This is a genomic window from Rhodovulum steppense (assembly GCF_004339675.1).
GTDB lineage: Bacteria > Pseudomonadota > Alphaproteobacteria > Rhodobacterales > Rhodobacteraceae > Rhodovulum > Rhodovulum steppense.
Window position 1 is genome coordinate 1 of sequence record NZ_SLVM01000035.1, and the last position, 25254, is coordinate 25254.

Sequence of the window (25254 nt, forward strand, 5' to 3'; positions counted from 1 at the left end):
GCCTCGGTCAGCCAGTAAAGATTGCTCATAGATCAGGTCTCCTCGCGGAGCCTGAATCACGCCAAAGACCTGAAATCAATGGGTCTGGAGCCTAAGATCGTTCACCCCCCTCCCGCCCGGCGTTCACGCCGGGCAGCGCCCGACCCGCCCCCACGGGGCGGGCGCTTCTCGCCCACCCCTCGGGCCGGGCGCTGCCCTCTGCGCATCGCTCGACCCTCGGCGCCCGGCGTAGGGTGGGTGCCAACCCACCGCCGCGCCATCCCCGGACCGTCCGGGAGTGCGCCCTGCGCCCCTCACGCTCCTGTTATCCCGCCCGGGTGATCCGCGACATCCTGTCGCGCGTATCCCTCCCGCAACCCACAACACCGAGGGAAGTCACCATGGATCGACTGAGCATCATGCTTACCCCCGTCACCGGGGCCGTCATCACCGGTTTCATCGTCATCATCCTGTTTTCGCTGGGCTTCTACAGCTGGACCGCGGTCGCCATCGGCGCGGGGATCGGCTGCGTGCTGGCCTGGCCCGCGGCCTTCATCGTCTCGCGCCGGATCAAGGAGAACGATCCGTTCTGGCAGGCCGACCGCCCGCGCCTGGGCGGCTTTCCCGGCCCCAACGCGCCGGAAGTCTGAGACCGACGGGGGGCGCTACTCCGCCCCCCGCACCGCGTCCGGGTGATCCGCGACGAAACGGTGCAGCACCGCATAAAGCGCCCGCGCATGGTCCAGGTCACTCCCATGCAGCGCCGCGCGGATATCCTCGCTGATCATCGCCAGCACCTTCTGCGGCCCATGATGGGCGTGCATCAGGTAATCCGCCAACAAGGTGGCATCCGCCTCGGGGATATGCTCATGCTCGGCGATGGCCGCGATTTCCTCGCGGGTCAGGTCGGTGAAATCCTCGATATCGTCCAGCGTGATCATGGCGCCCCCTCCCTCCGGTCGCGCCATCATAGCACGGCAGCGGCGCCGGACGCTTGCCAATCCGCCCGCCCGGCGCGGCTTTGTGCACAAGTCACATAACGGCCGGGGAGGATGGGCTAGGCTGCGGGCATCGAAACCGATCCAACCGGAGGGAGATCCCGATGACCAGGACGTTCAAGGCGACCGCCGTCGCGCTCATGATGACCGCCAGTGCCGCCATGGCCGAGGATGCGGCGTCGCTGGTGGCGGTCGTCACCGATGGCGACGCGCAGACCCAGCTGATGAGCATGGTGCTGACCAACCAGGCCATCGACCGCGGCGTGCCGACGCGCATCCTGCTGTGCGGTCCGGGCGGCGACATCGCGCTTGCCGAGGCGCCCGAGACCGCGACCGCCCCGCAACCGCCGCGCGGCGCCAGCCCGCAGGGCCTGCTGAAGGCGGCGATCGAAAAGGGCGCGACGGTCGAGGTCTGCGCGATCTACCTGCCCGGCAAGGGCGCCGACGCCTCGGCGCTGATCAAGGGCGTGGGCGTGGCCGAACCGCCCGCCATGGCCGAGGCCCTGCTGGATCGGACCACGCGCATCTGGTCATTCTGACGCGGATTGCGCTGGATCAAGGTCGGGTCGGGGCAGGCGGGCTTTGCTTGGGACTGGTTCAATTCCAGACCGGGAGGCCCCGCATGCTTCGGCTCGCCGCAGTCCTGTTCCTGCTCATTTCGGCTACCCTGATGGGGATCGGCATCGTCGCCGTCCTGGTGGCGGGATACGGCACCACGGTTCCGATCCTCGCCGCCGCGGCGGTGGGGTTCGTTCTCGCGCTGCCCGTCTCGTGGAAGGTGGCGCAGGCCATCTACTGACTGCCGGGCGGTCCGGCGGTCGGATCTCGGTTCGATCATCGGAGGGCTAGGCATGTCGGCTTCGGGCTATTCGCGCATGCAGATCCGCCTGCATTGGGCGGTTGTGGGTCTTGTCGCGGTGCAGTTCCTGTTCAACGGGGGGATGTCCAGCGCGTTCGGCGATCTGCTGGAAACGGGGGTGCAGAACTTCACCCTGGGCGTCACGGTCCATATCGTCGCGGGGCTTGCGATCCTGCTGCTGGCCTTCTGGCGGATCGGGCTGCGCTTCCTGCATGGGGTGCCCGCGCCCGCCCCGGGCCATTCGCCCGCGCAGGTGATGGTGGCGCGGGTGACCCATGGGCTGTTCTACCTGCTGATGCTGCTGTTGCCGATCTCGGGGATGGTCGCCTGGTCGCAGGGCGCGGCCTGGGCGGGCGGGGTGCATTCGGTCCTGCGGGTGGCGCTGTTCGTGCTGATCGTGCTGCATGTGGTCGCGGCGCTGGTGGCGCATTTCGTCAGGAAGGACGGCACCATGACCCGGATGGTCAAGCCGGTCGACTAGGCCCCGTCATCTGGGCGTCGAGAAAGGCGCGGACCGCCGCCTCGAATTCGCGCGGCTTCTCGGCATGCAGCCAATGGCCCGCGCCGGGGATCCTGGCGAAGCGGGCGGTGGGGAACAGCGCCTTGATCCGGTCGCGATGTTCGGGGCGGACATAGTCGGAGGTCGCGCCGGACAGGAACAGGGCGGGGCCGTCGAATCGGCCTGCGATCTCCTCGGGCCATCCGGTGATCCGGTCCATCTCGGCCTCCAGCACGTCGAGGTTCAACCGCCAGACGGGCGGCCGGGCCTTGAGGTCGAGCGATTGCAGCAGGAAGGCGCGGACGCCTGGATCGGAGATCTGCGCGACCAGCGCGGTATCGGCCTGGCCACGATGCGTCAACGCCGCCAGATCCAACCCCCGCATTGCCGCGATCAGGTGGTTCTGGCTGTGGCCATAGGCAACCGGCGCGATATCGGCCACCACCAGCCGGTTGACCAGCGCAGGCCGGGTCAGCGCCAGCACCATCGCCGCCTTGCCGCCCATCGAATGGCCCAGAACATCCGCCCGCCCGCCATGGACGGCGATCACCTCGGCCAGATCGGCGGCGAGATCGGCATAGCGGTGGCCGGACGCCCAGGGGCTGTCGCCATGGTTGCGCATGTCGACGGCGATCACCTGACGACTGTCCGACAGCCGCTTCGCGATCACCCCCCAGTTCCGCGCCGAGCCGAACAGGCCATGCGCGATCAGCAGAGGCGGCGCGTCGGTGGGTGTGCCGTGGATCTGGGTCGCTAGCATGGTGGCTGAATAACCCAGTGCGGCGGACGGGGCCAGAGGGGTATGGGAAGCTCGGCCGGTACTCTCGAATAACGCGGACGGCATCGTGCTTGTGTGAAAGCGAGACTAATATGACATTCCCTTGGTACCCTGTTACGCTGCCAAGAAACCATTTTTTCGTAGGCTCAACGATGAAAAAACTTGAGAAAGAACTTGAGGAACTGGTTCGATCCGTTGGCGACGGAGGTGGGTTTGGCGACCCTGAGGCTTCAACACAACATCAAAGAGAAATTGACCTCTTAAAATTCAAGATAGCGAGGCGTGACCAGATGAAGACCGCGGTTGTCAGTGCCCTTATCGGCGCTGGAGTTGCCGCCGTTGTAACCTTGGTCTCGGTTGCAATAAACTAACGGCGATTTTTCTCAACCGAGTCCAGTACGCCAACCTCTCGCTAAACTGGCATAGAGGCTAGGGGCGGTCTCCCGCCCCCGGCCTCGTCAAAGCCCCGGGTAAAGCGGGAAGCGGGCGCAAAGCTCGGCCACCTCGGCCTTGACCTTGTCCTCGGCCGCGGCATTGCCCTCTTCGCCATTGGCGGCGAGGCCGTCCACCACCTCGGTGATCCAGCGGCCGATCTGGGCGAATTCCTGCTCGCCGAAGCCCCGCGTCGTGCCGGCGGGCGAGCCGAGGCGGATGCCGCTGGTGATCGTGGGCTTTTCCGTGTCGAACGGGATGCCGTTCTTGTTGCAGGTGATATGGGCGCGGCCCAGCGCCTTTTCGGTGGCGTTGCCCTTGACGCCCTTGGGCCGTAGGTCGACCAGCAGCACATGGCTGTCGGTGCCGCCGGTGACGAGGTCGAGCCCGCCGTCCATCAGCGCGGCGCCCATCGCCTTGGCGTTCTTGATGACCTGTTCCTGGTAGGTCTTGAAGCCGGGTTCCAGCGCCTCGCCGAAGGCGACCGCCTTGCCCGCGATCACATGCATCAGGGGCCCGCCCTGGATGCCCGGGAAGATCGCCGAGTTGAACTTCTTGGCCAGTGCCTCGTCATTGGTCAGGATCATGCCGCCGCGCGGCCCGCGCAGGGTCTTGTGCGTTGTCGTGGTCGCGACATGGGCATGCGGGAAGGGCGAGGGGTAGAGGCCCGCCGCGACCAGTCCCGCGAAATGGGCCATGTCGACCAGCAGATAGGCCCCCACCATGTCCGCGATCTCGCGGAAGCGGGCAAAATCGAGGATGCGCGGGATCGCCGAGCCGCCGGCGATGATCATCTGCGGCTTGTGCTCTTTCGCCAGCGCCTCGATCTGGTCGTAATCGGGCAAGAGGTCGGATTGGCGCACGCCGTATTGCACGGCGTTGAACCACTTGCCCGACTGGTTGGGCGCGGCGCCATGGGTCAGGTGGCCACCCGCGTCAAGGCTCATGCCCAGGATCGTGTCGCCGGGTTTCAGCAGCGCGGTGAAGACGCCCTGGTTGGCCTGCGACCCCGAGTTCGGCTGCACGTTGGCGAAGGCCACGTCGAACAGCTTGCAGGCGCGCTCGATCGCGAGGCTTTCGGCGATGTCGACGAACTGGCAGCCGCCGTAATAGCGCCGCCCGGGATAGCCCTCGGCATATTTGTTGGTCATCACCGAGCCCTGCGCTTCGAGCACGGCGCGGCTGACGATGTTTTCCGAGGCGATCAGCTCGATCTCGTCGCGCTGGCGGCCGAGTTCCAGCCCGATGGCATGGGCGATCTCGGGGTCGCGGCTGGCAAGCGTCTCGGTGAAAAAGCCGTCGTTCTGGTGCGGTGCATTCATCCTGGCGTCTCCCTCTGCGGCCCGTGGCGGCGTGGCAGAGGTTCTAGCCGAACCCGTGCCGCCAAGAAAGTCACAAATGGCGCGGCCGGGCCGGTCCTTTCGTCGGTCTTGCCATTCGCACCCCACTGGGCGATTACCGCACGGCAGCGTTGCGAAAGGGCGGTCGAGAGATGGCGCCAGCACCGAAGATCGCCTTTCTGGCCAGCGAGACGGCCCGCGCCGAGGGTGCGCTGGACGCGCTGGTGGCGCGCTATGGCCATGTGCCTGCCGATGAAGCCGAAGTGATCGTGGCGCTGGGCGGCGACGGATTCATGTTGCAGACGCTGCACGCCACGCAGGACCTGCCCGCGCCGGTCTATGGCATGAATTGCGGCACCATCGGCTTTCTGATGAACGCCTATCGCGAGGCGGGGCTGATCGAACGGCTGGCCGCCGCGGAAGAGGAGGTCATCCATCCGCTGCGGATGCTGGCGACGCGGCCCGATGGCAGTCTGGTCGAGGCGCTGGCGATCAACGAGGTCAGCCTGCTGCGTGCGGGGCCGCAGGCGGCCAAGCTGCGCATCGTGGTGGATGGCAAGCTGAGGCTGGAGGAACTGGTCTGCGACGGCGCGCTGGTGGCGACGCCCGCGGGCTCGACCGCCTACAACTATTCCGCCCATGGCCCGATCCTGCCAATCGGCTCGGATGTGCTGGCGCTGACCGCGGTCGCGCCGTTCCGTCCGCGGCGCTGGCGCGGCGCGTTGCTGCCCAAGACGGCGCGGGTGCGGATCGAGGTGCTGGAACCGGAAAAGCGGCCGGTGATGGCCGAGGGCGACAGCCGGGGGGCGGGGGTGGTGACGGCGGTCGAGATCCGTTCGGAACCCGCCATCTCGCATCGGATCCTGTTCGATCCGGGCCACGGGCTGGAAGAACGGCTGATCCGCGAGCAGTTTCTCTGAGGCCGGGCGCCGGGGCGCGGGACCGGCAATCAGTAGCCCTGGCTGCCGACCTCGTCATCCTTGCGGCCCCAGGCCTCGCGCTTGCGATAGAGGGTCGAGGGCGAGACATCGAGCACCCGCGCCGCCCGCGGCAGCGAGCCGCCTTCGCGGGCAATCGTTTCCTCGATGACGATCTGCTCGATCTCGGCGAGCGTGCGCCCGATCAGGTCGCCCACGGCCAGCGGGTCGCGTTTGTCCGGCGCCGCCGTCCCGGTCGGCGCGCCGACCGGGCGATCCCGGTCCTGGAGCAGCGCAACGGGCAGCATGTCCAGCGTGACCTCGGGGCCGTCATGCAGCACGACCGCATGGCGCAGCACGTTCAGCAACTGGCGCACATTTCCGGGCCAGGGCAGACGACGGAACAGCGTAGCGACCTCGGGTGCGAGTCCGGTGAAGCGCCGCCCCTCCTCGGCCGAGAACCGCGCCAGTGCCGCCTGGGCGATCTCGATCACATCCTCGCCGCGGTCGCGCAGCGGGGGCAGATGGATCGGAACCACATGCAGCCGGTAGTACAGATCTTCGCGAAAGCGGCCACGGTGAACCTCGTCCAGCGGGTCGCGATTCGTGGCGCAGACGATCCGCACATTGACCTTGCGGGGATGGGCCGCGCCGATCGGCTGGATCATCGAGGTTTGCAGGAAGCGCAAGAGCTTGGTCTGCAACGCCGCATCCATCTCGCAGATCTCGTCGAGAAACAGCGTGCCGCCATCGGCCACGGCGGCGGCGCCCGGCTTGTCGGCCAGCGCGCCGGTGAAGGCGCCCTTGAGATGGCCGAAGACCTCGGATTCCAGCAGGTCGCGCGGGATCGCGGCGCAGTTCAGCGGCACGAAGGGACCGTTCGCGCGGGACGAGGCGGCATGCACCGCCTGGGCGCAGATCTCCTTGCCGGTGCCGCTTTCGCCGGTGATGAACACCGTCGCCATCGAGCGCGCGACCGAGGCGATGCGGGCATAGACCGCCTGCATCTGGGGCGAACGGCCCACGAACTCGGCGGTCGCGCCATCGCCCGGACGCGGGGCTGGCGGGCGGTGGACGCCATTGGCCGACCGCTCGGCCAGCGCCGTTTCGACCGCATGCAGGAAGCGCTGTTCGTTGAAGGGCTTGAGCAGGAATTCATAGGCGCCCGCGCGCATCGCCTCGACCGCGCGGTTGATCGAACCATTGGCGGTGATGACGATCACCCGCGTCTCGGGCGCGGCGGCGAGGATGTCCTGCAGCACTGCCTGACCGGGCCGGTCGGGCAGCATCAGGTCCAGCAGCACGACCGCGGGGTGCAATTCGCGGAACCGTTCCAGCCCCTCGGCTGCCGTCGGCGCCGAGACCACCGCATGCCCCGCCCCGCGGAGCACGGATTCGTAGACCATCTGCAGCGAGGGCGTGTCCTCGATCAGCAGCAAGGGCGGCGTCATCCGGCGGCCTCCATCGCGAAGCGGGCATCTAGCTCGCCGCCGAGCGCTGCGCGCAGCCTAGCGACGCCGTGCAGCACCATGGGCAGAAGCCTTGCGACCGTCGCCCGGTCATGGCTTCGGGCCGCCGCGTTCAGCGCCTCGGCCTCGGCCTGCAGAATCACGTTGCCGACCGCACCGGCCAGCGAGATCAGCACATGGGTCCGCGTCCGGATCAGGGCAAGGTCGTCCCGCGCGCGCCCCTCGTCCAGACCGCGCTCGACCGTGCCGAAATCCTCGCGCATCCGGCGCAGCAATTCGCGCCCGTCCTCGGGGCCGGCCAGCGCCAGCAGCCGGTCGAGATGGAGCCGGTCGAAGGGCGCGCCCGTCTCTGCGCCGTCCCCAGAGGTGGGGCGCTTCATCAGCACGCGGGCGATGGCCTCGCCGAAGGCGTCGAGGCTGAGGATCGGTTTGGCAAGGATCCCGTCGGCGCCCGCGTCATAGATCTGGTCGCGGTTCGCCGACAGCACGAAGGCGGTGATCGCCAGAACCGGCGAGGCGGGGCCGCAGCCCTCGGCCGCGCGCAACCGGCGGATCACGTCGATCCCCGACAGGCGCGGCATCTCGATATCGACCAGCACCAGATCGAAGCGGCGGTCGGCCAGCGCCTCGGCCGCTTCCTCGCCATCCTCGACCAGCGTGATCTCGGCGCCGAGCGTTTCCAGCATCTGTTGCACCAGAAGCCGGTTGGTGGGGTTGTCCTCGGCGACCAGCACGCTGCGACCGGCCAGGTCCGGCAGGTCCGCCGCCGCCGACGGCACCTCGACCCCCGGCGCCCAGGACCGGCGCGGCAGGATCAGCGAAACTTCGGCCCCGCCCTCGGCACCGTTCGCCACCTGAATCTGGGCGCGGATGCGTTGCGCAAGCTCGCGCACGATATGCAGCCCCAGCCCGGTGCCGGGCTGGCCGCTGTCCTCGGGTCGGCCGGCAAAATCGAAAAGCCGCGCCATCGCCGCCTCGGAAAAGCCGGGGCCGGTGTCGCGTACCCGCAGGCACAGCGACTCCTGCGGACCCAGATGCACGCGCAGATGTACCTCTCCGGCGGGGCTGTATTTCACCGCATTGCCGATCATGTTCGACAGGATGCGCTCCAGCGCGGCGGGGTCGGTGCCGATCTCGGCGGGCAGGTCGTCGGCCCGGTCGAGCCGGAAGCCCAGCCCGCGGGCGTCGGCATGGGCCAGCCAGCGCGCCGCTATCCGGTCGAGGAACGGGCCGAGACTGGTCTGGACCGGTCGATCGGCGCGTGGCAGGTCGTCCCCGGTGACCAGCGCGAGGGTTTCATCGGTCAGGCGCACCAACTGCTCGGCCGAACTCTGGACACGCTGGAGTTGCAGTCGGGATTCGGGATCAAGCGAGGAAAGGTCGGCAAGCGCAAGCCCGCCGAGGATATCCGCGATCGCGGCGCGCATGTCGTGGCCCAGCATGGCAGCGCGGTTGCGCGGGGATTGCGCGTCACCATCCCCACGCGGTCCCGGTCCGGTCACCGGCGGTGGTTGTGGCATGTCGGTCACCGCAGCCGCTGCATCCGGACCCAGGAGGCTAACCATGGCGGCACTCGTAAAGGTTGCATTGCGTCACTCTAGCCAGCCCGGCGACTCGGACCAACCTGTATATAAGGTCAGGTCGGTGGCCACCCTTTCCCGCGCCCCGTGCCGACGGACGCATCGTCGGCACGGGGCAGGCGGGCGGTTCAGGCGGCCTGGGGATAGCCCAGGGCGCGCAGCGCCACGGCGATCTCGTCCAGGATCGCGGGGTCGTCGATGGTGGCGGGCATCTTGAATTCCTGCCCATCGGCGATCTTGCACATCGTCCCGCGCAGGATCTTGCCCGAGCGGGTCTTGGGCAGACGGTCCACCACCACGGCCAGCTTGAAGGCCGCTACCGGGCCGATCTGGTCGCGCACCAGCTTGACGCATTCCTTGACGATCTCGCCATGGTCACGGGTCACGCCCGAGGTCAGGCACAGGAAGCCCAGCGGCAATTGCCCCTTCAACTCGTCCGCCACGCCGATCACCGCGCATTCGGCGACATCGGGATGGCTGGCCAGCACCTCCTCCATCGCGCCGGTGGACAGGCGGTGCCCGGCCACGTTGATGACATCGTCGGTGCGCGCCATGATGTAGAGATAGCCGTCCTCGTCCTTGTAGCCCGCATCGCCGGTTTCGTAATAGCCGGGGAAATGGCTGAGATAGGATTTGTGGAACCGCTCGGGCGCGTTCCACAGCGTCGGCAGCGTGCCGGGGGGCAAGGGCAGCTTGATCGCGATGGCGCCCAGCGTGCCCGGCGCGACCTCGTGCCCGCCCTCGTCCAGCACATGCACGTCATAGCCCGGCATCGCGACCGAGGGGCTGCCGATCTTCACGGGAAGTTTCTCGATGCCCAGCGGGTTGCCCGCGATGGCCCAGCCGGTTTCGGTCTGCCACCAATGGTCGATCACCGGCACGCCCAGCATGCGCTGGGCCCATTTGATCGTGTCGGGATCGGCGCGTTCGCCCGCCAGGAACAGCGCGCGCAACCCGGTCAGGTCGTACTTGTTGACGAATTCGCCATTCGGGTCCGACCGCTTGATCGCGCGGAAGGCGGTCGGCGCGGTGAAGAAGCTCTTGACCTTGTGTTCCGAGATCACCCGCCAGAACGTGCCCGCGTCCGGCGTGCCGATCGGCTTGCCCTCGAAGACGACGGTGGTGTTGCCGTGGATCAGCGGCGCATAGCAGATATAGCTGTGGCCCACGACCCAGCCCACGTCCGAAGCCGCCCAGAACACCTCGCCCGGCTCGACATTGTAGATGTTCTTCATCGTCCAGTTCAGCGCCACCAGATGCCCGGCGGTCGGCCGCACGACGCCCTTGGGCTGGCCCGTGGTGCCCGAGGTGTAAAGGATATAGGCTGGGTGGTTGCCCTCGACCGGCACGCATTCGGCAGGCTGCACGCCATACTGGAAGCCGTGCCAGTTGACGTCGCGCCCCTCTTTCAGTTGCGCCACTTCCTGCTCTCGCTGGAAGATCACGCAGAAATCGGGCTGGTGGGTGGACTGTTCCAGCGCGCCATCCAGAAGGGGCTTGTAATGCACGATGCGGCCCGGCTCGATCCCGCAACTGGCGGCGATGATGCATTTCGGTTTCGCGTCGTCGATCCGCACGGCGAGTTCATGCGCGGCGAACCCGCCGAAGACCACGGAATGGATCGCACCCAGGCGGGAACAGGCCAGCATCGCCTCCAGCGCCTCGGGAATCATCGGCATGTAGATGATGACCCGGTCGCCCTTTTCCACGCCCTTGGCGCGCAGGGCTCCGGCCAGTTGGGCGACGCGGTTGCGCAGCATGACATAGGAGATCGACTTCCGCGTGCCGGTCACGGGGCTGTCATAGATGATCGCCACCTGGTCGCCGCGGCCGTTTTCCACATGCCGGTCGACCGCGTTCCAGCAGGTGTTGACCATGCCATCCACGAACCATTCATAGGTCGGGGCGTTCTCGTCGAACAGCGCCTTGCTGGGCTTCTTCACCCAGTCGATGGCCTCGGCGGCCTGCATCCAGAAGCCTTCCGGATCGCTCTTCCAGCCCTCGTAAAGCGCGGCATAGCCCATGATCGCTGTCCCTCCTTTGGTGTGCGAAATTCTGTTACGCAGGCAGGCGTGGCTGCGCAAGATCCAAACCCGCGCAGTCCCGGCCGCGGGGCGGGGATGTGCTCTTGCATCCCCGGCGGGGCCGCCGCAGATTGGCGGCGAAGGAGAGCCCGATGCCGTTGATATCCGCTGCCCGCGCGGTGCGCGAAAACGCCCACGCCCCCTATTCGCGATTCAAGGTGGGCGCGGCGATCCGCGGGGCCGACGGGGCGATCTATGCGGGCTGCAACGTGGAGAACATCGCCTCGCCCGAGGGCACATGCGCCGAGGCGGGCGCGATCGCGGCAATGGTGGCCGCGGGCTGTCGCGAGATCGTGGAGGTCGCGGTGATCGCGGACGGCCCCGCCCCCGTCACCCCTTGCGGCGGTTGTCGCCAGAAACTGGCCGAATTCGCCGCGCCGGACGTGCCCGTGACCATGGCCACGCTGGCGGGAGAGACGCTCGTGATGAGCGTGGGCGAATTGCTGCCCGGTGCCTTCTCGGTCGCCCAGATGGGTCGGCGCTGATGGACGCGCGCGGCATCATCGCCAAGGCACGCGACGGCGCGCCGCTGTCCGCAGACGAACTGGGCTGGTTCGCCCGGGGGCTCGCCAGCGGGGGCGTCACCGATGCGCAGGCGGGCGCCTTCGCGATGGCGGTGCTGCTGAACGGTCTGACCACGCCCGAGCGGGTGGGGCTGACACGCGCGATGCGCGACAGCGGCAAGGTGCTGGACTGGGATCTGCCCGGCCCCGTCCTGGACAAGCATTCCTCGGGCGGGATCGGCGATTGCGTGTCGCTGGTCCTTGCGCCTGCGCTGGCGGCCTGCGGGGCCTATGTGCCGATGATCTCGGGCCGCGGGCTGGGGCACACGGGCGGCACGCTGGACAAGCTGGAGGCGATCCCCGGCTACCGCACGCAGATCGGCATTTCGCAACTGAAGTCGATCACCGCCGAGATCGGCTGCGCCATTGTCGGCGCCTCGGCCGATATCGCACCTGCCGACCGGCGGCTTTACGCGGTGCGCGACGTGTCTGCCACGGTGGAAAGCATCGACCTGATTACCGCCTCGATCCTGTCCAAGAAACTGGCCGCGGGGCTTGAGGCGCTGGTGCTCGACGTCGAGGTCGGCTCGGGCGCCTTCATGAAGACCCTGGACGAGGCCGAGGACCTGGCCCGCGCGCTGGTCGAGACGGCGCAGGGCGCGGGCTGCATGACCACGGCGCTGATCACCGACATGTCGCAGCCGCTGGTCGGCGCGGCGGGCAATGCGCTGGAAATCATCGAGGTGATGGAGACGCTGACCGGGACCGGCGTCACGCCAGCGCTGTGGGACATCACCTGTGCGCTGGGCGGCGAGGTTCTGGCGCTGGGCGGGCTGGCGGACGACGCTGCCGATGGCGCGCGGCGGATCGCGCAGGCGCTGGAATCGGGCGAGGCCGCGCTGAAATTCGGCGAGATGGTCGCCGAACTCGGCGGGCCGCTGGATTTCGTCGAACGCTGGCCCGACCGGCTGCCCGCGGCCCCGGTGATTCAGGAAGTGGTGGATGACGAGGGCGGCATCGTGCAGGCCATCGACGGCGAGGCGCTGGGGCTGGCGGTCGTCGCGCTGGGCGGCGGGCGGCGGCGCGAGGGCGACCGGATCAACCCCTCGGTCGGGCTGTCCGAGATCGCCGGGCTGGGCGAGGATATCGGCGCGGGGCAGCCACTGGCGCTGGTGCATGCCTCCTGCGAGGAGGACGCCGAGGCGGCGGCCGCGGCGGTTCTGGCGGCCTTCCGGCTGGGCGACAGCGTGCCCGAGATCCCGCCGCTGGTGCATCAGAGGATAATGCGGTGACACGCGCCTTTCTGGTCGTGATCGATTCCGTGGGCTGCGGCGGCGCGCCCGATGCGGGCGCCTTTTTCAGCGATGGCATGCCGGATACAGGCGCGAACACGCTTGCACATATCGCACATGCCTGTGCCGCAGGCGCCGCCGAAAACGGCCGAACTGGCCTGTTGAACTTGCACAATCTCGACAATCTGGGCCTTGGTGCCGCGATCCGGCTGGCCAGCGGCGAAGCCGCGCCGGGGCTGGGCGCCGCGCCGCAGGGGTTGTGGGGTGCAGCAACCGAAACCTCGCCCGGCAAGGACACGCCGTCGGGGCATTGGGAACTGGCGGGCGTGCCGGTGCCCTGGGACTGGCATTATTTCCCGCGCGAGCTGCCCGCCTTCCCCGAAGCCCTGCTGGCCGAGACCCGCAGCCTGGCCGGGACGGACGGCACGCTGGGCAATTGCCACGCCTCGGGCACCGAGATCATTGCGCAGCTGGGCGAGGAACATCTTCGGACCGGCTGGCCGATCCTCTACACCTCGGCCGACAGCGTGTTCCAGATCGCCGCCCATGAACAGGCCTTCGGGCTTGACCGACTGTTGCGGCTTTGCGAGGCGATCGCGCCCCGCCTGCATGCGATGCGGGTGGGGCGGGTGATCGCGCGCCCCTTTGTCGGCAGCCCCGAAACCGGCTTCGCCCGCACGCAGAACCGCCACGACTACGCCATCGCGCCGCCCGCGCCCACGCTCTGCGACTGGGTGCAGGGGGCGGGGCGGCGGGTGCAGGCCATCGGCAAGATCGGCGACATCTTTTCCATGCGCGGCATCGACGAACTGCGCAAGGGCAGCGATGCCGACCTGATGGAGCATTGGGTCGCGCTGATGGACGAGGCCCCCGAGGGCAGCCTGACATTCGCCAATTTCGTCGAGTTCGACAGCCTTTATGGCCACAGGCGGGACGTTGCGGGCTATGCCCGCGCGCTGGAATGGTTCGATGCGCAGCTTCCGCGCGTGTTCGACCGGATGCGGCCGGGCGACCTGATCCTGATCACCGCCGACCATGGCAACGACCCGACCTGGCCCGGCACCGACCACACCCGCGAACGGGTGCCGGTGCTGGGCGCGGGGCTTGGCCCCCGCGCGGTCGGGCTTGTCGCCTTTGCCGATGTCGCGGCCAGCATCGCCGCGCATCTGGACGTGCCCGCGCAAGGGCCGGGACGGAGTTTCCTGTGAGCCTGACCGCCCTGCCCAGGATCGAACTGCATCACCACCTGGAAGGGGCCGCACCGCCCGCGCTGATCCGCGACATGGCGCGTGCCCGGCATGTCGACATTTCGGGTATCTTCGGTCCTGATGGCGGCTATTTCTGCCGGGATTTCCCCCAGTTTCTCGACATCTACGAAGCCGCGACCTCGGTGCTGCAAGGCCCCGGCGATTATGCCCGGCTGACCGCGGCCGTTCTGGAACAGGCGGCCGCGCAGGGCGTGGTCTACCTGGAAACCTTCCTATCGCCCGATTTCTGCGGCGGCCGCGACCTGACGGCCTGGCGCGAATATCTGCATGCCATCGAGGAAGCGGCCGCCGCAGCCGAGGCCGCACATGGCATCACGCTGCGCGCCATCGTCACCTGCATCCGCCATTTCGACCCCGACAAGGCCCGCCAGACCGCCCTGTGCGCCGCCGAAACCGCAGGCCGGTTCGTCGTGGGCTTCGGCATTGCGGGCGACGAGACCGTGGGTCGGCCGCGCGATTTCGCCTGGGCCTTCGACATGGCGCGCGAGGCGGGGCTGGGGCTGACGGCGCATGCGGGCGAATGGGGCGGGCCGCAATCGGTGCGGGACGCGCTGTCCGATCTGCGGGTGGACCGCATCGGCCATGGCGTGCGCGCCATCGAGGATCCCGCGCTGGTCGAGCATCTGGTCGAAACCGGCATCGTGCTGGAAATCTGCCCGGGGTCGAACATCGCGCTGGGGCTCTACCCCGACTGGCGGTCGCACCCGATCGAGCGACTGCGCAAGGCGGGGGTCAAGCTGACCGTCTCGACCGATGATCCGCCCTTCTTCCGCACCAGCATGACCCGCGAATATGACCGGCTTGCCGATGCCTTCGGCTGGGACGAGGACGTTTTCGCACAGATCAACCGGGTGGCGCTGGACGCCGCCTTCTGCGACGCTGACACCCGCGCCGCGATCGCCAAGAAACTGGAGCCCGCCGATGTATGAGCATCTGACCGTCGTCAAACACCCGCTGGTGCAGCACAAGCTGACGCTGATGCGCGACAAGGACACGCCCACCGCCGTCTTCCGCCAGCTTCTGCGCGAGATCAGCCAGTTGCTGGCCTACGAGATCACCCGCGAACTGGAGATGACGACCCGCCGCATCGAGACGCCGCTTTGCGAGATGGACGCCCCGGTTCTGGCGGGCAAGAAGCTGGCGCTGGTCTCGATCCTGCGGGCGGGCAACGGGCTGCTGGACGGGGTGCTGGAACTGGTGCCCTCGGCGCGGGTGGGCTATGTCGGGCTGTACCGCGACGAGAAGACGCTTCAGCCGGTGCAATACTACTACAAGGTGCCGACCGATCTGAAAGACCGGCTGGTGATCGTGCTGGACCCGATGCTGGCCACCGGCAATTCCTCGGCCGCGGCGGTCGATCTGCTCAAGGCGTCGGGGGCGAACAATATCCGCTTCATGTGCCTGCTGGCCGCGCCCGAGGGCGTGGCGCGGATGGGGCAGGCGCATCCGGATGTGCCCATCGTCACGGCGGCGGTGGACGAATGCCTGAACGAGCACGGATATATCGTTCCCGGTCTAGGGGATGCGGGCGACCGGATGTTCGGCACCAGATGAGCGGAATCCCCTTTACACGTTGTGGTTGATCTGTCATGGTTAACCCATATCTTGTGGAGTTATGACATGGGACGTCGCGCCGGGCTCTGCATCTTCCTCGCGATTGCGGGACTGGGCGCGTCATCCTTGCCGGCTCTGGCCAAGGGCGCCGGGGTGTTCGAGGCAACGCCCCGGTCCGTTCCGGTCCGGGTTCCGTCCGGCTATCGCGCGGTCTGGCAGGACGACCGGCTGAATCCCCATCGCGGGCCGCGCACGGCGCAGGGCGATGCGCAGATGGCGGGCGTCTGGACCGACCAGGTACCGATGCGGCTGGCCCCGCCCACGGCGCCGCGTTTCCTGTGTCTGGGCATCTATGACACGTCCGAGGCGGCGCGACCGACCGTCCGCCTGCTTCGGGACATGGGCCTTCCGGTCAGCCGGGGCATCGGTCGGCGCGGCGGGCGGCCCGTCGAGGTGATCTATGCCGGTCCCTTCGACGACCCCGGGGCGCTGTCCCGGGCCGAAGCAAGACTGGCGCATGCAGGCTTTCACGACCTCGAATATCGCAAGTAAGACGATCGAGCAGTAAAACCGGAACGCCCCGTCCCCGGACGGGGCGTTTCACTTTCCGGGGATGCCTCAGCCGCCGCAGATCGCCTGAAGCTGCACCCAGTCGCCATCCGAGATCAGTGGCGGCGCCAGCTTGCCGCGCATCGGATCCGCCTCGATCAGGCCCAGCACCCGCTCGCCCGAGATGTCGAGCGCATAGGCATAGGGGCCGGACGGCACATTCGCGCGGGCAAACCGGTCGATCAGCGCGTCGTCGGGCAGCGGCAGGGGCGGCGCGGTCAGGATGGTGCGGGCATGGCGTTCCATGGCGCGTTCGGGCAGGTGGCCGCTGGTCAGCAGGCGGAAGGTTGCCAGAACGCCCGCCTCCTTCAGCAGCACGGCCAGCGGATCGGCGCGCGCGGCGCGGGCGGATTCGGCCAGGATGAAGCCCGCGACCGCGGCGGGATCGTCATGGTCCTCGACCAGCGCGCGGTTGAGCAGGATCACGCGGCCCGGCAGATGCGCCGCCCGCGGCATCCCCGAGGGCAGCACGACGACCCGGGCGCCGCTGCCGGGCAAGAGCCGCTCGGCCAGCCGGTCGAGCGCACGCGCCCCGCCCGGCCGGGCGCAGGGCTGGCCCGCGACACGGGTGACCCGGTCCAGCAGGTCGCGCCCGATCTCGGCGCGGACCTGTGGCGGCACCACCGAGACCGTGTGCCGCACCAGCGCCCCCGGCAGCCAGAAGGTGCCCAGTCCCACGATCCCGGCGGCGATGGCGGCGAAGATCGTCAACCGCAGCCGACCGGGATGCGGCCGGTTCCGCGTCACCGCCGCCCGCACCGTTTCCAGCGCCTCTATCATCAGCGGTTCGTCCACCTCCAGCGTCTCGTCGCTGTCGGTGTCGGGCGCGTAAAGCGCGGGCGTCTCGCCCGGGTTCAGCCGGTCGAGCGCGGCCAGCGACCAGTGGGTCAGCACCCGATCGGCGGTATCGGAGACCACGAGCGAGGCGTCGCCAAAGGACAGGATCACGTTGCGCCGCTGCGCCCCGGCATGTTCGCGCCAGATCCCGGGGCTTTCCAGCCGTTGATACCGCTTGAGCGCCGTCATGGGCGGCCGACCGTGCCTGTCCGTTGCCTGAACCTGCAGCCACAGATAGCCGGGTCCGGCGCTGGCGACAATCTCACAACCCTGTCGCCAGCTTGCGCAGCTCGAACTTCTGGATCTTTCCGGTCGAGGTCTTGGGCAATTCGCGGAACACGATCCGTTTGGGCGTCTTGAACCCGGCAAGCTGGTCGCGGGCAAAGGCGATCAGCGTGGCCTCGTCGACACTGTGGCCGTCCTTCAGTTCGACAAAGGCGCAGGGCACCTCGCCCCATTTCTCGTCCGGTTTGGCCACCACCGCGCAAAGCAGGACATCGGGATGGCGCATCAGCACGCCCTCGACCTCGACCGAGCTGACATTCTCGCCGCCCGAGATGATGATGTCCTTGGCGCGGTCGGCGATCTGCAGATAGCTGTCGGGATGGTGCATCGCCAGGTCGCCCGAGTGGAAATAGCCGCCCTGGAACGCCTCGCGCGTGGCGCGCGGGTTCTTCAGATAGCCCTTCATCACGCCATTGCCGCGGAACACGATCTCGCCCTGGGTCTGCCCGTCCATCTGCACCGGCTGGTGCTTTTCGTCCCAGACCTGCACCGGCTCCATGAAGGGCATCGCCACGCCCTGGCGTGCCTTGACCGCGGCGCGGTCGTCGCCCTGCAGGTGGTCCCATTTCGCGTCCCAAGTGCACTCGGTCGCGGGCCCGTAGGTTTCCGTCAGCCCGTAGACATGGGTGATGTTGAAGCCCATCGGCTCGATCCGGGCCAGCGTGACCGGGGCAGGGGGCGCGCCCGCGGTGAACACCTCGACGACATGGCCGAAGTCGCGCCGGTCCTCGTCCCGGGCATTCACGATCATGTTCAGCACGATTGGCGCGCCGCCGAAATGGGTCACGCCCTCGTCGGCGATGGCGTCGAAGATCGCCTTGGCGGTGATGTCGCGGCAGCACACGACCGTCCCGCCGATCAGCGGCATCATCCAGGTGTGGCACCAGCCGTTGCAATGGAACAGCGGCACGATGGTCAGGTATTTCGGGTAAAGCACCATGCGCCAGGAAATCACCTGCCCCATCGCGTTCAGATAGGCGCCGCGGTGGTGATAGACGACACCCTTGGGCCGCCCTGTGGTGCCCGAGGTGTAGTTCAGCGCGAGGCTTTCCCACTCGTCCTGCGGCAGGATCCAGTCGAAATCGGGATCGGCCTTGGCCAGGATATCCTCGTATTCGGGATAGTCGCCGATCGCATGCACGCCCGCGGCATCGTCGGCCACCTCGATGATGACGGGCGGTTCGCCCTCCATGTCCTCGATGGCGGCGGCGGCCAGCGGGATGAATTGCGGATCGCACAGCAGCACCTTGGCCCCGCCATGGTCCAGGATGTAGCTGACCGTATTGGCATCGAGCCGGATGTTGATCGTGTTCAGCACCGCCCCGCAGGCCGGCACGCCGAAATGCGCCTCGGCCTGGGCGGGAACGTTGGGCAGGAGCGTCGCCACCACATCGCCCGGCCTGACCCCCATCGCGGCAAGGGCCGACGCCAGCCGCGTGATGCGGTCGTGATACTGCCGGTAGGTGTAGCGGCGGGCGCCATAGATCAGCGCCTCGCGGTCGGGCCAGACCTGCACGGCGCGGTCGAGGAAGGAGAGCGGCGTCAGCGGCACGAAATTCGCCGCGCATTTCTCCAGACCCGTTTCGTCGGACAGCCAGCCCATGGTTTCCTTCCTCCCTGATTGCGATGGTCGGGCGGAGTTTGGCCCCGGAGCCGGGCTTTGAAAAGGGGCGTTCCTCAGCCCGGCCCCCCTCCTGTGGCTGGAGGGAGGGGCCGGGACCGATGCGGCGGCGGGCGTCAGGCGGCCCGCGCCGATTGTCCGAAGCTGCCGTAGAAGCTGTCGTCCCGCGCGGCGATTTCCCGCAGCAGGTCGGGCGGGGCAAAGCGGGGTCCATGGCGCGCGGCCAGATCGTCGCAGATCGCGACCGCGCGGCCCGCCCCGATCATGTCCAGCCAGGAGAACGGCCCGCCCGACCAGGGCGCGAAGCCCCAGCCCAGGATCGCGCCCACATCGCCCTCGCGGATATCCGTCAGAACGCCCTCCTCCAATGCGCGCACCGCCTCCAGCACCTGCGCGAAAAGCAGCCGGTGCTGCACCTCGGACAATTCCGGCTGATCCGCGGCGCGCGGGTAATGGTCGAGTCCCTCCCACAGCCCCGTCCTCTTGCCCGCCGCATCATAGGTATAGAATCCGGCTCCCGCCTTGCGCCCCAGCCGACCCTGATCGGCCAGCCAGAACAGCACATCATCTACCGCGCCGTCCGGATAGGCCGCGCCCATCGCGGCGCGGGTCGCCCTGGCGATCTTGACGCCAAGGTCAATCGAGGTCTCGTCCACCAGTTGCAGCGGCCCCAGCGGCATCCCCACCAGTTTCGCCGCATTCTCGACCAGCGCAGGCGCGATGCCCTCGCCGACCATCCGGATGCCCTCGTTGATATAGGGGATGATGCAGCGATTGGCGTAGAAGAAGCGGGCATCGTTCACCACGATGGGCGTCTTGCGGATCTGGCGCACGAAATCCAGCGCCTTGGCCACGGCGCGGTCGCCGGTTTCGCGCCCCTTGATGATCTCGACCAGTGCCATCTTCTCGACCGGGCTGAAGAAATGGATGCCGATGAAATCGACCGGCCGGTCGGCGGCACGCGCCAGATCGCCGATCGGCAGGGTCGAGGTATTTGTTGCAATCGTGCAAGTCCCGTCTACCGCCGCCTGCACCCGTTTCGTCACCTCGGCCTTGATGCCCGGATCCTCGAACACCGCCTCGATCACCAGATCCGCGCCGGAAAGCGACGAATAATCGGTGGTCGCGGTGATCCGCCCCAGGGTCTCGGCCTTCTTGTCGGGGGTCGCCTTGCCGCGCGCGATGCCCTTGTCCATGTAGGATTCGGTATAGGCGCGACCCTTGTCGGCGGCCTCTTGCGACTGGTCGACCAGCACCACCTCGATGCCCGCCTGCGCAGCTACCAGCGCAATGCCCGCCCCCATCATGCCCGCGCCGATCACGCCCAGCTTCCTCACGCTCTGGTCAGGGATGTCGGCGGGCCGCACCGCGCCCTTTTCCAGCGCCTCCTTGTTGATGAAGAGCGAGCGGATCATCGCGCCCGAGGACGGGTTCATCAGCACATGCGTGAACCAGCGCGCCTCGATCCGCAGCGCGGTGTCGAAGGGCACCAGCGCGCCCTCGTAGACCGCATTCAGCAGCGCCTTGGCGGCCGGATAGACCCCCTTGGTCTTGCCGTTCACCATCGCGCTGGCGCCCACGAAGGTCATGAAGCCCGAAGGACTGTAGGGCGCGCCGCCGGGCATCTTGTAGCCCTTCTCGTCCCAGGGTTTCACGATGGACGGGGCCGACAGAACCCAGGCCTTCGCCGCCGCCACCGGGTCCTCCACCACCTCGTCGATCAGCCCCGCGGCCTTGGCCTTTTTCGGGTCGCTCAGCTTGCCCTCCAGCAGGAAGGGGGCCGCCGCCATCGCGCCCAGCTTGCGCACCAGCCGCGTTGTGCCCCCCGCCCCGGGGAAGATGCCGACCATGATCTCGGGCAACCCGATCTTCGCCTTCGGGTTGTCGGCGGCAAAGATGCGGTGGCAGGCCAGCGGCAGTTCCAGCCCGATCCCCAGCGCGGTGCCCGGCAGCGCGGCGGCAATGGGCTTGCCGCCCTTGTTGCGCTCGTCCATGCCGGCGCGCTCGATCTTGCGCAAGACGGCATGCATCGCCATCACGCCCTCGAACAGCCCCCGCGCCGGGTCGTCGCCCGCCTCGTCGCGCATGCGGGCGATGACGTTCAGATCCATCCCGCCCGCGAAATCCTTCTTGGCGCTGGTGATGACGACACCCTTCACCGTCATATCCGCCAGCGCCGCGTCGATATGGGCGTCGAGTTCCTGAAAGCCCTGAAGGCTCATCACGTTCATGCTGCGTCCGGGCACGTCCCAGGTGATGGTGGCAACGCCGTCCGCATCCACCGCGTAATGAAATTCGGCCATTCTTTCCTCCCTCAGACCCGTTCGATGATCGTCGCGGCGCCCATGCCGCTGGCCACACACAGCGTCGCCAGCCCGGTCGCCTTGTCGGTGCGCTCCAGCTCGTCGAGCAGCGTGCCCAGGATGATCGCCCCCGTCGCCCCCAGCGGATGGCCCATCGCGATCGCCCCGCCGCAGGGATTGACCCGCTCGGGATCGACCTCGAAAGCCTGGATGAAGCGCAGGACGACAGCGGCGAAAGCCTCGTTCACCTCGAACAGGTCAATGTCGGAAATCTGCATCTTCGCATCGGCCAGGATCTTCTCGGTCACGGGCACTGGACCGGTCAGCATGATCGTCGGATCGGTGCCGATCTTGGCCGTTGCCAGGATTTTTGCCCTTGGTTTAAGGCCATTCGCTTGCCCGAACTCGGCGCTGCCGATCAGGATACCTGCGGCACCATCGACGATACCCGAGGAATTTCCTGCGTGGTGGATATGCTCGATCCGTTCAAGATCGGGGTATTTCATCAGCGCCACCTGATCGAAGCCCGGCATCGTTTCGCCGATCTCGCGAAAGGCAGGTTTCAGCGCGCCCAGGCTCTGCATGTCGGTCTCGGGGCGCAGATGCTCGTCGCGATCGAGGATCGTCAGGCCGTTCACATCCCGGACCGGCAGGATAGAGCGCGCGAACCGCCCCTCGGCCCAGGACTGCGCGGCGCGGCGCTGGCTTTCCACGGCCAGAGCGTCAGCCTGATCGCGGGTGAAGCCGTATCGGGTGGCGATGATATCGGCCGAAATGCCCTGCGGCACGAAATGGGCCTTCATCGCAAGGCCCGGATCGACGGCGATGGCCGCCCCGTCGCTGCCCATGGCGACGCGGCTCATCATCTCGACCCCGCCCGCGATATAGCCCGCGCCTGCACCGGCCTGCACCTGATTGGCCGCCAAGTTCACCGCCTCGAGTCCCGAGGCGCAGAAGCGGTTGATCGACAGGCCGGGTATGCGTTCGTCCAGCCGCGAGGCCAGAACCGCGCTGCGGGCAAGGCAGCCGCCCTGCTCGCCCACCTGGGTAACATTGCCCCAGATCACGTCCTCGACCGCGTGGCCGGTCAGCCCGTTGCGCTCGGCCAGCGCATCGAGCACCTGTGCCGACAGCCGCAGCGCCGTGACCTCGTGCAGGCTGCCATCCTGACGCCCCTTGCCGCGCGGGGTGCGGATCGCGTCGTAGATATAGGCATCGGTCATTTCTGTGTCCTCGCAGTCGGGAAGAAACGGTTGGCGCTGCGCCCGGCGGCAGCGTTGCAGGGGTATTTTCGCCAAGAAGAAACAGCCGGTCGCGCGCCGTAACCGACCGTTAACGTTAACGCGCCAGTCTGCGACTCGCGGTACAGGCTGGGGAGCCGATGACCGCCCAAGGAGAAGCCCCCCCGCCCGGCGCCTCCACCCCGGTATCGACCGGGGGTGCCGTTCGGGCGGGGGGAAGCCGCCCTGTCTTCTTCTTGGCGAAAATACCCACGACGCTGCCCGCGCCATCCTGCGCGACCTCCGGGGTTCATCGCTTGCGCTCCTCAAGCTCGGCATTGAACAGCCGCAGCCGGTGGGTCAGCACCTCGGAATCAGTCACGCTGTCGAAATGCTCGAACAGGAAGGACAGCGCCTCGCCCTCGTCGAGGCCCGCGTCCTGGGCAAAGCGGCGCAACCGGCGATAGGCGTCCTCGGACATGGCAACCGGAAAGCGGCGGGTCAGGCGCAGGCGTCTGGGCATCGCTGTCCTCCCTTTCAGGCGGCTAGAAGGCGTCGGGGTCCAGCGCCATCACCGTTTCGGCGCCCGAGGTGATCCGCGCCAGATGCAGTCCCGTCGCGGGCAGCTGGCGGGCCATGTAATAGCGCCCGGTCGCGATCCTGGCCGTCAGGAAGGCCGCATCGCCCGTCCCCGCCGCCAGCCCCGCGCGCGCGGCACGCGCGATCCGCGCCCACATCAGGCCCAGGCAGACATGGCCGAACAGGTGCATGAAATCATAGCTGCCCGCCAGCGCATCGGCGGGATTCTTCATCCCCTGTTCGACGAAATACATCGTCGCCGCCTGCAAATCCTTCGACGCCGTCTTGAGCGGGTCGAGAAAGCCCGATTTCAGTTCGGCATCGCCCTCGTTTTCGCGGATGAAGCCTTTCACGATCTCGAAGAAATCGCGCATCGCGCGGCCGCCATCCTGCGGCAGCTTGCGGCCCACCAGATCCAGCGACTGGATGCCGTTGGTGCCTTCGTAGATCATGGTGATCCGCGCATCGCGCACGAATTGTTCCAGCCCCGCGGCGCGGGTGAACCCGGTGCCGCCCAGCGTCTGCTGCGCCAGAACCGTGGTCTCGAACCCCTTGTCGGTCAGGAAGCCCTTGATGACCGGGGTCAGCAGCGAGATCAGCGCCTCGGCCCTGTCGTCGTGGCCGCGATGCGCCCGGTCGATCAGTTGCGCCCCCCAGAAGGTGAAGGCCCGCGCCCCTTCGACAAGGCTTTTCTGGTGCATCAGGTTGCGGCGCACATCGGGGTGGACCATGATCGGGTCGGCCGGTCCGTCCGGGTTGGCAGGCGCCCCCAGCGCGCGGCCCTGAAGCCGTTCCCTGGCCCAGGCCAGCGCGTTCTGATAGGCCACGACGCCTTGCGCATAGCCCTGAAGCCCGACGCCCAGGCGAGCCTCGTTCATCATGGTGAACATCGCCCGCATGCCCTTGTGTTCCTCGCCCACGAGGAAGCCGGTCGCGCCCTCGTAGCTCATCACGCAGGTGGCGTTGGCGTGAATGCCCATCTTGTGTTCCAGCCCGACGCATTCCAGCGCGTTGCGCGGGCCCGGATTGCCATCCGCGTCGGGCAGGAATTTCGGCACGATGAACAGCGAAATGCCCTTGGTCCCCTCGGGGCCGCCGGGGATCTTCGCCAGCACCAGATGGACGATGTTCTCGGTCAGGTCGTGTTCGCCCGCCGAGATCCAGATCTTGGTGCCGGTGATCCTGTAAGTACCGTCCGGCTGCGGCTCGGCGCGGGTCCTGATGAGACCCAGATCGGTGCCGCAATGCGGTTCGGTCAGGTTCATCGTGCCCGACCAGATGCCTTCGATCATCTTCGGCAGATACAGCGCCTTCTGCGCCTCGGACCCGTGCACATGGATCGCCGACATCGCGCCATGTGTCAGGCCCCAATACATGTTCATCGCCATGTTGGCCGAGACGAACATCTCGCCGACCGCGGTGTTCAGCAGATAGGGCATGCCCTGCCCGCCATAGGCCGGATCGGCGTCCAGCCCGATCCAGCCGCCCGCGGCGATCTGGCCATAGGCCTCGCGAAAGCCCGCGGGCGTGCGCACCGCGCCGTTGTCCAGCGTGCACCCCTCGGCATCGCCCGTGGCGTTCAGGGGGGCCAGCACCTCGGCCGCGATCCTGCCCGCCTCGTCCAGGACGGCGGCGGTGAAGTCGCGGTCAAGCTCGTCATAGCCGGGGATCCCGGCATTGCCGATGTCCAGAACGTCATGCAGCAGGAACTGCATCTCGTCGGTCGGCGGGGTATAGGTCGGCATCTGTCTCTCCCTTGAACGCCGCCCTTCTGCGGGGCGGACCTGTCCGGCGATGCGCCTAGCGGCGTGCGTCCCTCTCGAATTCGGCCAGCTTTTCTTCGCACAGGGCAAGCTGGTGCTGCAGTTCGGCGATGGCCTCGTCCAGTTCGGCGCGCTGGCGCTGCATGTCGGCCAGTCGTTCGCGCCCGATCGCATAGGCTTCGCGGTGCTGGGCCTCGTGGCCCTGCTCCTCGTCGTAAAGCGCCAGAAGCTGGCGGATCTGTTCGAGGCTGAAACCGAACCGCTTGCCGCGCAGGATCAGGGTCAGCCGACCGCGGTCGCGGCGGGTGTAAAGCCGCCGCTGACCCTCGCGGATCGGGTCCAGCAATTCCTTGGTCTCGTAGAAGCGCAGAGTGCGTGGCGTAACCGAAAATGCCTCGCACATTTGGCGGATCGTGAGCAATTCGTCGATCATCGCATCCATTTCAACCTGTTTCGGCCACCCCTGGAAAGGAAATGCAGGGGGG

25 protein-coding genes are annotated in these 25254 nt (G+C 67.8%); 12 read left to right on the top strand and 13 right to left on the bottom strand.

Annotation, left to right across the window (positions count from 1 at the left end):
• The first annotated feature begins 380 nt into the window (after positions 1-380).
• Positions 381-629, top strand: a complete 249-nt coding sequence (locus EV216_RS16530; RefSeq protein ID WP_132696714.1) for a hypothetical protein — start codon at positions 381-383, stop codon at positions 627-629.
• A 15-nt stretch (positions 630-644) separates the two neighbouring features.
• Here the strand turns inward: EV216_RS16530 and EV216_RS16535 are convergent, their stop codons facing one another.
• Positions 645-920 carry a hypothetical protein gene (locus tag EV216_RS16535; protein WP_132696716.1) on the bottom strand — a complete coding sequence of 92 codons (276 nt, stop codon included), beginning with the start codon at positions 918-920 and terminating at the stop codon, positions 645-647.
• A 161-nt stretch (positions 921-1081) separates the two neighbouring features.
• Here EV216_RS16535 and EV216_RS16540 point away from each other — a divergent pair, with 161 nt between their 5' ends.
• From EV216_RS16540 to EV216_RS16550, 3 genes are all read left to right on the top strand, one after another.
• Positions 1082-1516 (top strand): DsrE family protein, encoded by a 435-nt coding sequence (locus EV216_RS16540; protein ID WP_132696718.1) that lies wholly within the window; start codon positions 1082-1084, stop codon positions 1514-1516.
• Positions 1517-1599: 83 nt separating this feature from the next.
• The gene (locus EV216_RS16545; RefSeq protein ID WP_132696720.1) at positions 1600-1776 is read left to right on the top strand and encodes a CTP synthetase; all 177 of its coding nucleotides are present in this window, start codon (positions 1600-1602) and stop codon (positions 1774-1776) included.
• Positions 1777-1828: 52 nt separating this feature from the next.
• On the top strand, positions 1829-2317 hold the full coding sequence (locus EV216_RS16550) for a cytochrome b (RefSeq protein ID WP_132696722.1): 489 nt from the start codon (positions 1829-1831) through the stop codon (positions 2315-2317).
• Here EV216_RS16550 and EV216_RS16555 read toward each other — a convergent pair.
• The gene (locus EV216_RS16555) at positions 2301-3095 is read right to left on the bottom strand and encodes an alpha/beta fold hydrolase (RefSeq protein WP_132696724.1); all 795 of its coding nucleotides are present in this window, start codon (positions 3093-3095) and stop codon (positions 2301-2303) included. The genes EV216_RS16550 and EV216_RS16555 overlap by 17 nt on opposite strands.
• Before the next feature lie 170 nt (positions 3096-3265).
• Between EV216_RS16555 and EV216_RS16560 the strand changes: the two genes are divergently transcribed.
• On the top strand, positions 3266-3484 hold the full coding sequence (locus EV216_RS16560) for a hypothetical protein (protein ID WP_132696726.1): 219 nt from the start codon (positions 3266-3268) through the stop codon (positions 3482-3484).
• Positions 3485-3571: 87 nt separating this feature from the next.
• On the opposite strand, the gene glyA is transcribed toward EV216_RS16560, so the two are convergent.
• Complete coding sequence (gene glyA, locus EV216_RS16565; protein WP_132696728.1) at positions 3572-4867, bottom strand: serine hydroxymethyltransferase; 1296 nt, start codon at positions 4865-4867, stop codon at positions 3572-3574.
• A gap of 170 nt (positions 4868-5037) precedes the next feature.
• On the opposite strand from glyA, the gene EV216_RS16570 reads away from it, so the two are divergent.
• Complete coding sequence (locus tag EV216_RS16570) at positions 5038-5805, top strand: NAD kinase (protein WP_132696730.1); 768 nt, start codon at positions 5038-5040, stop codon at positions 5803-5805.
• 29 nt (positions 5806-5834) lie between these two features.
• Here EV216_RS16570 and EV216_RS16575 read toward each other — a convergent pair whose 3' ends face one another.
• From EV216_RS16575 to prpE, 3 genes are all read right to left on the bottom strand, one after another.
• Complete coding sequence (locus EV216_RS16575) at positions 5835-7253, bottom strand: sigma-54-dependent transcriptional regulator (protein ID WP_132696732.1); 1419 nt, start codon at positions 7251-7253, stop codon at positions 5835-5837.
• The gene (locus EV216_RS16580; protein ID WP_165899304.1) at positions 7250-8773 is read right to left on the bottom strand and encodes a response regulator; all 1524 of its coding nucleotides are present in this window, start codon (positions 8771-8773) and stop codon (positions 7250-7252) included. Before EV216_RS16580 ends, EV216_RS16575 begins: the two co-directional genes overlap by 4 nt.
• Positions 8774-8979: 206 nt before the next feature.
• Positions 8980-10875: a propionate-CoA ligase PrpE gene (gene prpE / locus EV216_RS16585; RefSeq protein ID WP_132696736.1), complete on the bottom strand. Its 1896-nt coding sequence runs from the start codon at positions 10873-10875 to the stop codon at positions 8980-8982.
• A 152-nt stretch (positions 10876-11027) separates the two neighbouring features.
• Here prpE and EV216_RS16590 point away from each other — a divergent pair, with 152 nt between their 5' ends.
• From EV216_RS16590 to EV216_RS16615, 6 genes are all read left to right on the top strand, one after another.
• Entirely contained in the window at positions 11028-11420 is a 393-nt protein-coding gene (locus tag EV216_RS16590) for a cytidine deaminase (protein ID WP_132696738.1), read from the top strand.
• Complete coding sequence (locus tag EV216_RS16595) at positions 11420-12730, top strand: thymidine phosphorylase (RefSeq protein ID WP_132696740.1); 1311 nt, start codon at positions 11420-11422, stop codon at positions 12728-12730. Before EV216_RS16590 ends, EV216_RS16595 begins: the two co-directional genes overlap by 1 nt.
• On the top strand, positions 12727-13938 hold the full coding sequence (locus EV216_RS18710; RefSeq protein ID WP_132696742.1) for a phosphopentomutase: 1212 nt from the start codon (positions 12727-12729) through the stop codon (positions 13936-13938). Before EV216_RS16595 ends, EV216_RS18710 begins: the two co-directional genes overlap by 4 nt.
• Positions 13935-14927 carry an adenosine deaminase gene (locus EV216_RS16605; protein ID WP_165899305.1) on the top strand — a complete coding sequence of 331 codons (993 nt, stop codon included), beginning with the start codon at positions 13935-13937 and terminating at the stop codon, positions 14925-14927. The genes EV216_RS18710 and EV216_RS16605 overlap by 4 nt, the downstream gene beginning before the upstream one ends.
• Positions 14920-15552 carry a uracil phosphoribosyltransferase gene (upp, locus tag EV216_RS16610; RefSeq protein WP_132696746.1) on the top strand — a complete coding sequence of 211 codons (633 nt, stop codon included), beginning with the start codon at positions 14920-14922 and terminating at the stop codon, positions 15550-15552. Before EV216_RS16605 ends, upp begins: the two co-directional genes overlap by 8 nt.
• Before the next feature lie 66 nt (positions 15553-15618).
• Positions 15619-16104: a hypothetical protein gene (locus EV216_RS16615; RefSeq protein WP_132696748.1), complete on the top strand. Its 486-nt coding sequence runs from the start codon at positions 15619-15621 to the stop codon at positions 16102-16104.
• 66 nt (positions 16105-16170) lie between these two features.
• Here the strand turns inward: EV216_RS16615 and EV216_RS16620 are convergent, their stop codons facing one another.
• The 7 genes from EV216_RS16620 to EV216_RS16650 all read right to left on the bottom strand — a co-directional run bounded on the left by EV216_RS16620 (position 16171) and on the right by EV216_RS16650 (position 25202).
• Positions 16171-17187, bottom strand: coding sequence for a hypothetical protein (locus EV216_RS16620; protein WP_132696750.1), 1017 nt, complete (start codon positions 17185-17187; stop codon positions 16171-16173).
• Between the two features lie 73 nt (positions 17188-17260).
• On the bottom strand, positions 17261-18886 hold the full coding sequence (locus EV216_RS16625; RefSeq protein ID WP_132696752.1) for an AMP-binding protein: 1626 nt from the start codon (positions 18884-18886) through the stop codon (positions 17261-17263).
• Between the two features lie 134 nt (positions 18887-19020).
• A complete protein-coding gene (locus EV216_RS16630) occupies positions 19021-21207 on the bottom strand; it encodes a 3-hydroxyacyl-CoA dehydrogenase NAD-binding domain-containing protein (protein ID WP_132696754.1) in 2187 nt (728 codons plus the stop codon).
• A gap of 11 nt (positions 21208-21218) precedes the next feature.
• A complete protein-coding gene (locus EV216_RS16635) occupies positions 21219-22430 on the bottom strand; it encodes an acetyl-CoA C-acetyltransferase (RefSeq protein WP_132696756.1) in 1212 nt (403 codons plus the stop codon).
• Between the two features lie 307 nt (positions 22431-22737).
• Positions 22738-22950 carry a hypothetical protein gene (locus EV216_RS16640; RefSeq protein WP_132696758.1) on the bottom strand — a complete coding sequence of 71 codons (213 nt, stop codon included), beginning with the start codon at positions 22948-22950 and terminating at the stop codon, positions 22738-22740.
• A gap of 22 nt (positions 22951-22972) precedes the next feature.
• Positions 22973-24751, bottom strand: a complete 1779-nt coding sequence (locus EV216_RS16645; RefSeq protein WP_132696760.1) for an acyl-CoA dehydrogenase — start codon at positions 24749-24751, stop codon at positions 22973-22975.
• A gap of 55 nt (positions 24752-24806) precedes the next feature.
• Positions 24807-25202 carry a MerR family transcriptional regulator gene (locus EV216_RS16650; protein WP_132696778.1) on the bottom strand — a complete coding sequence of 132 codons (396 nt, stop codon included), beginning with the start codon at positions 25200-25202 and terminating at the stop codon, positions 24807-24809.
• Positions 25203-25254 lie beyond the last annotated feature (52 nt).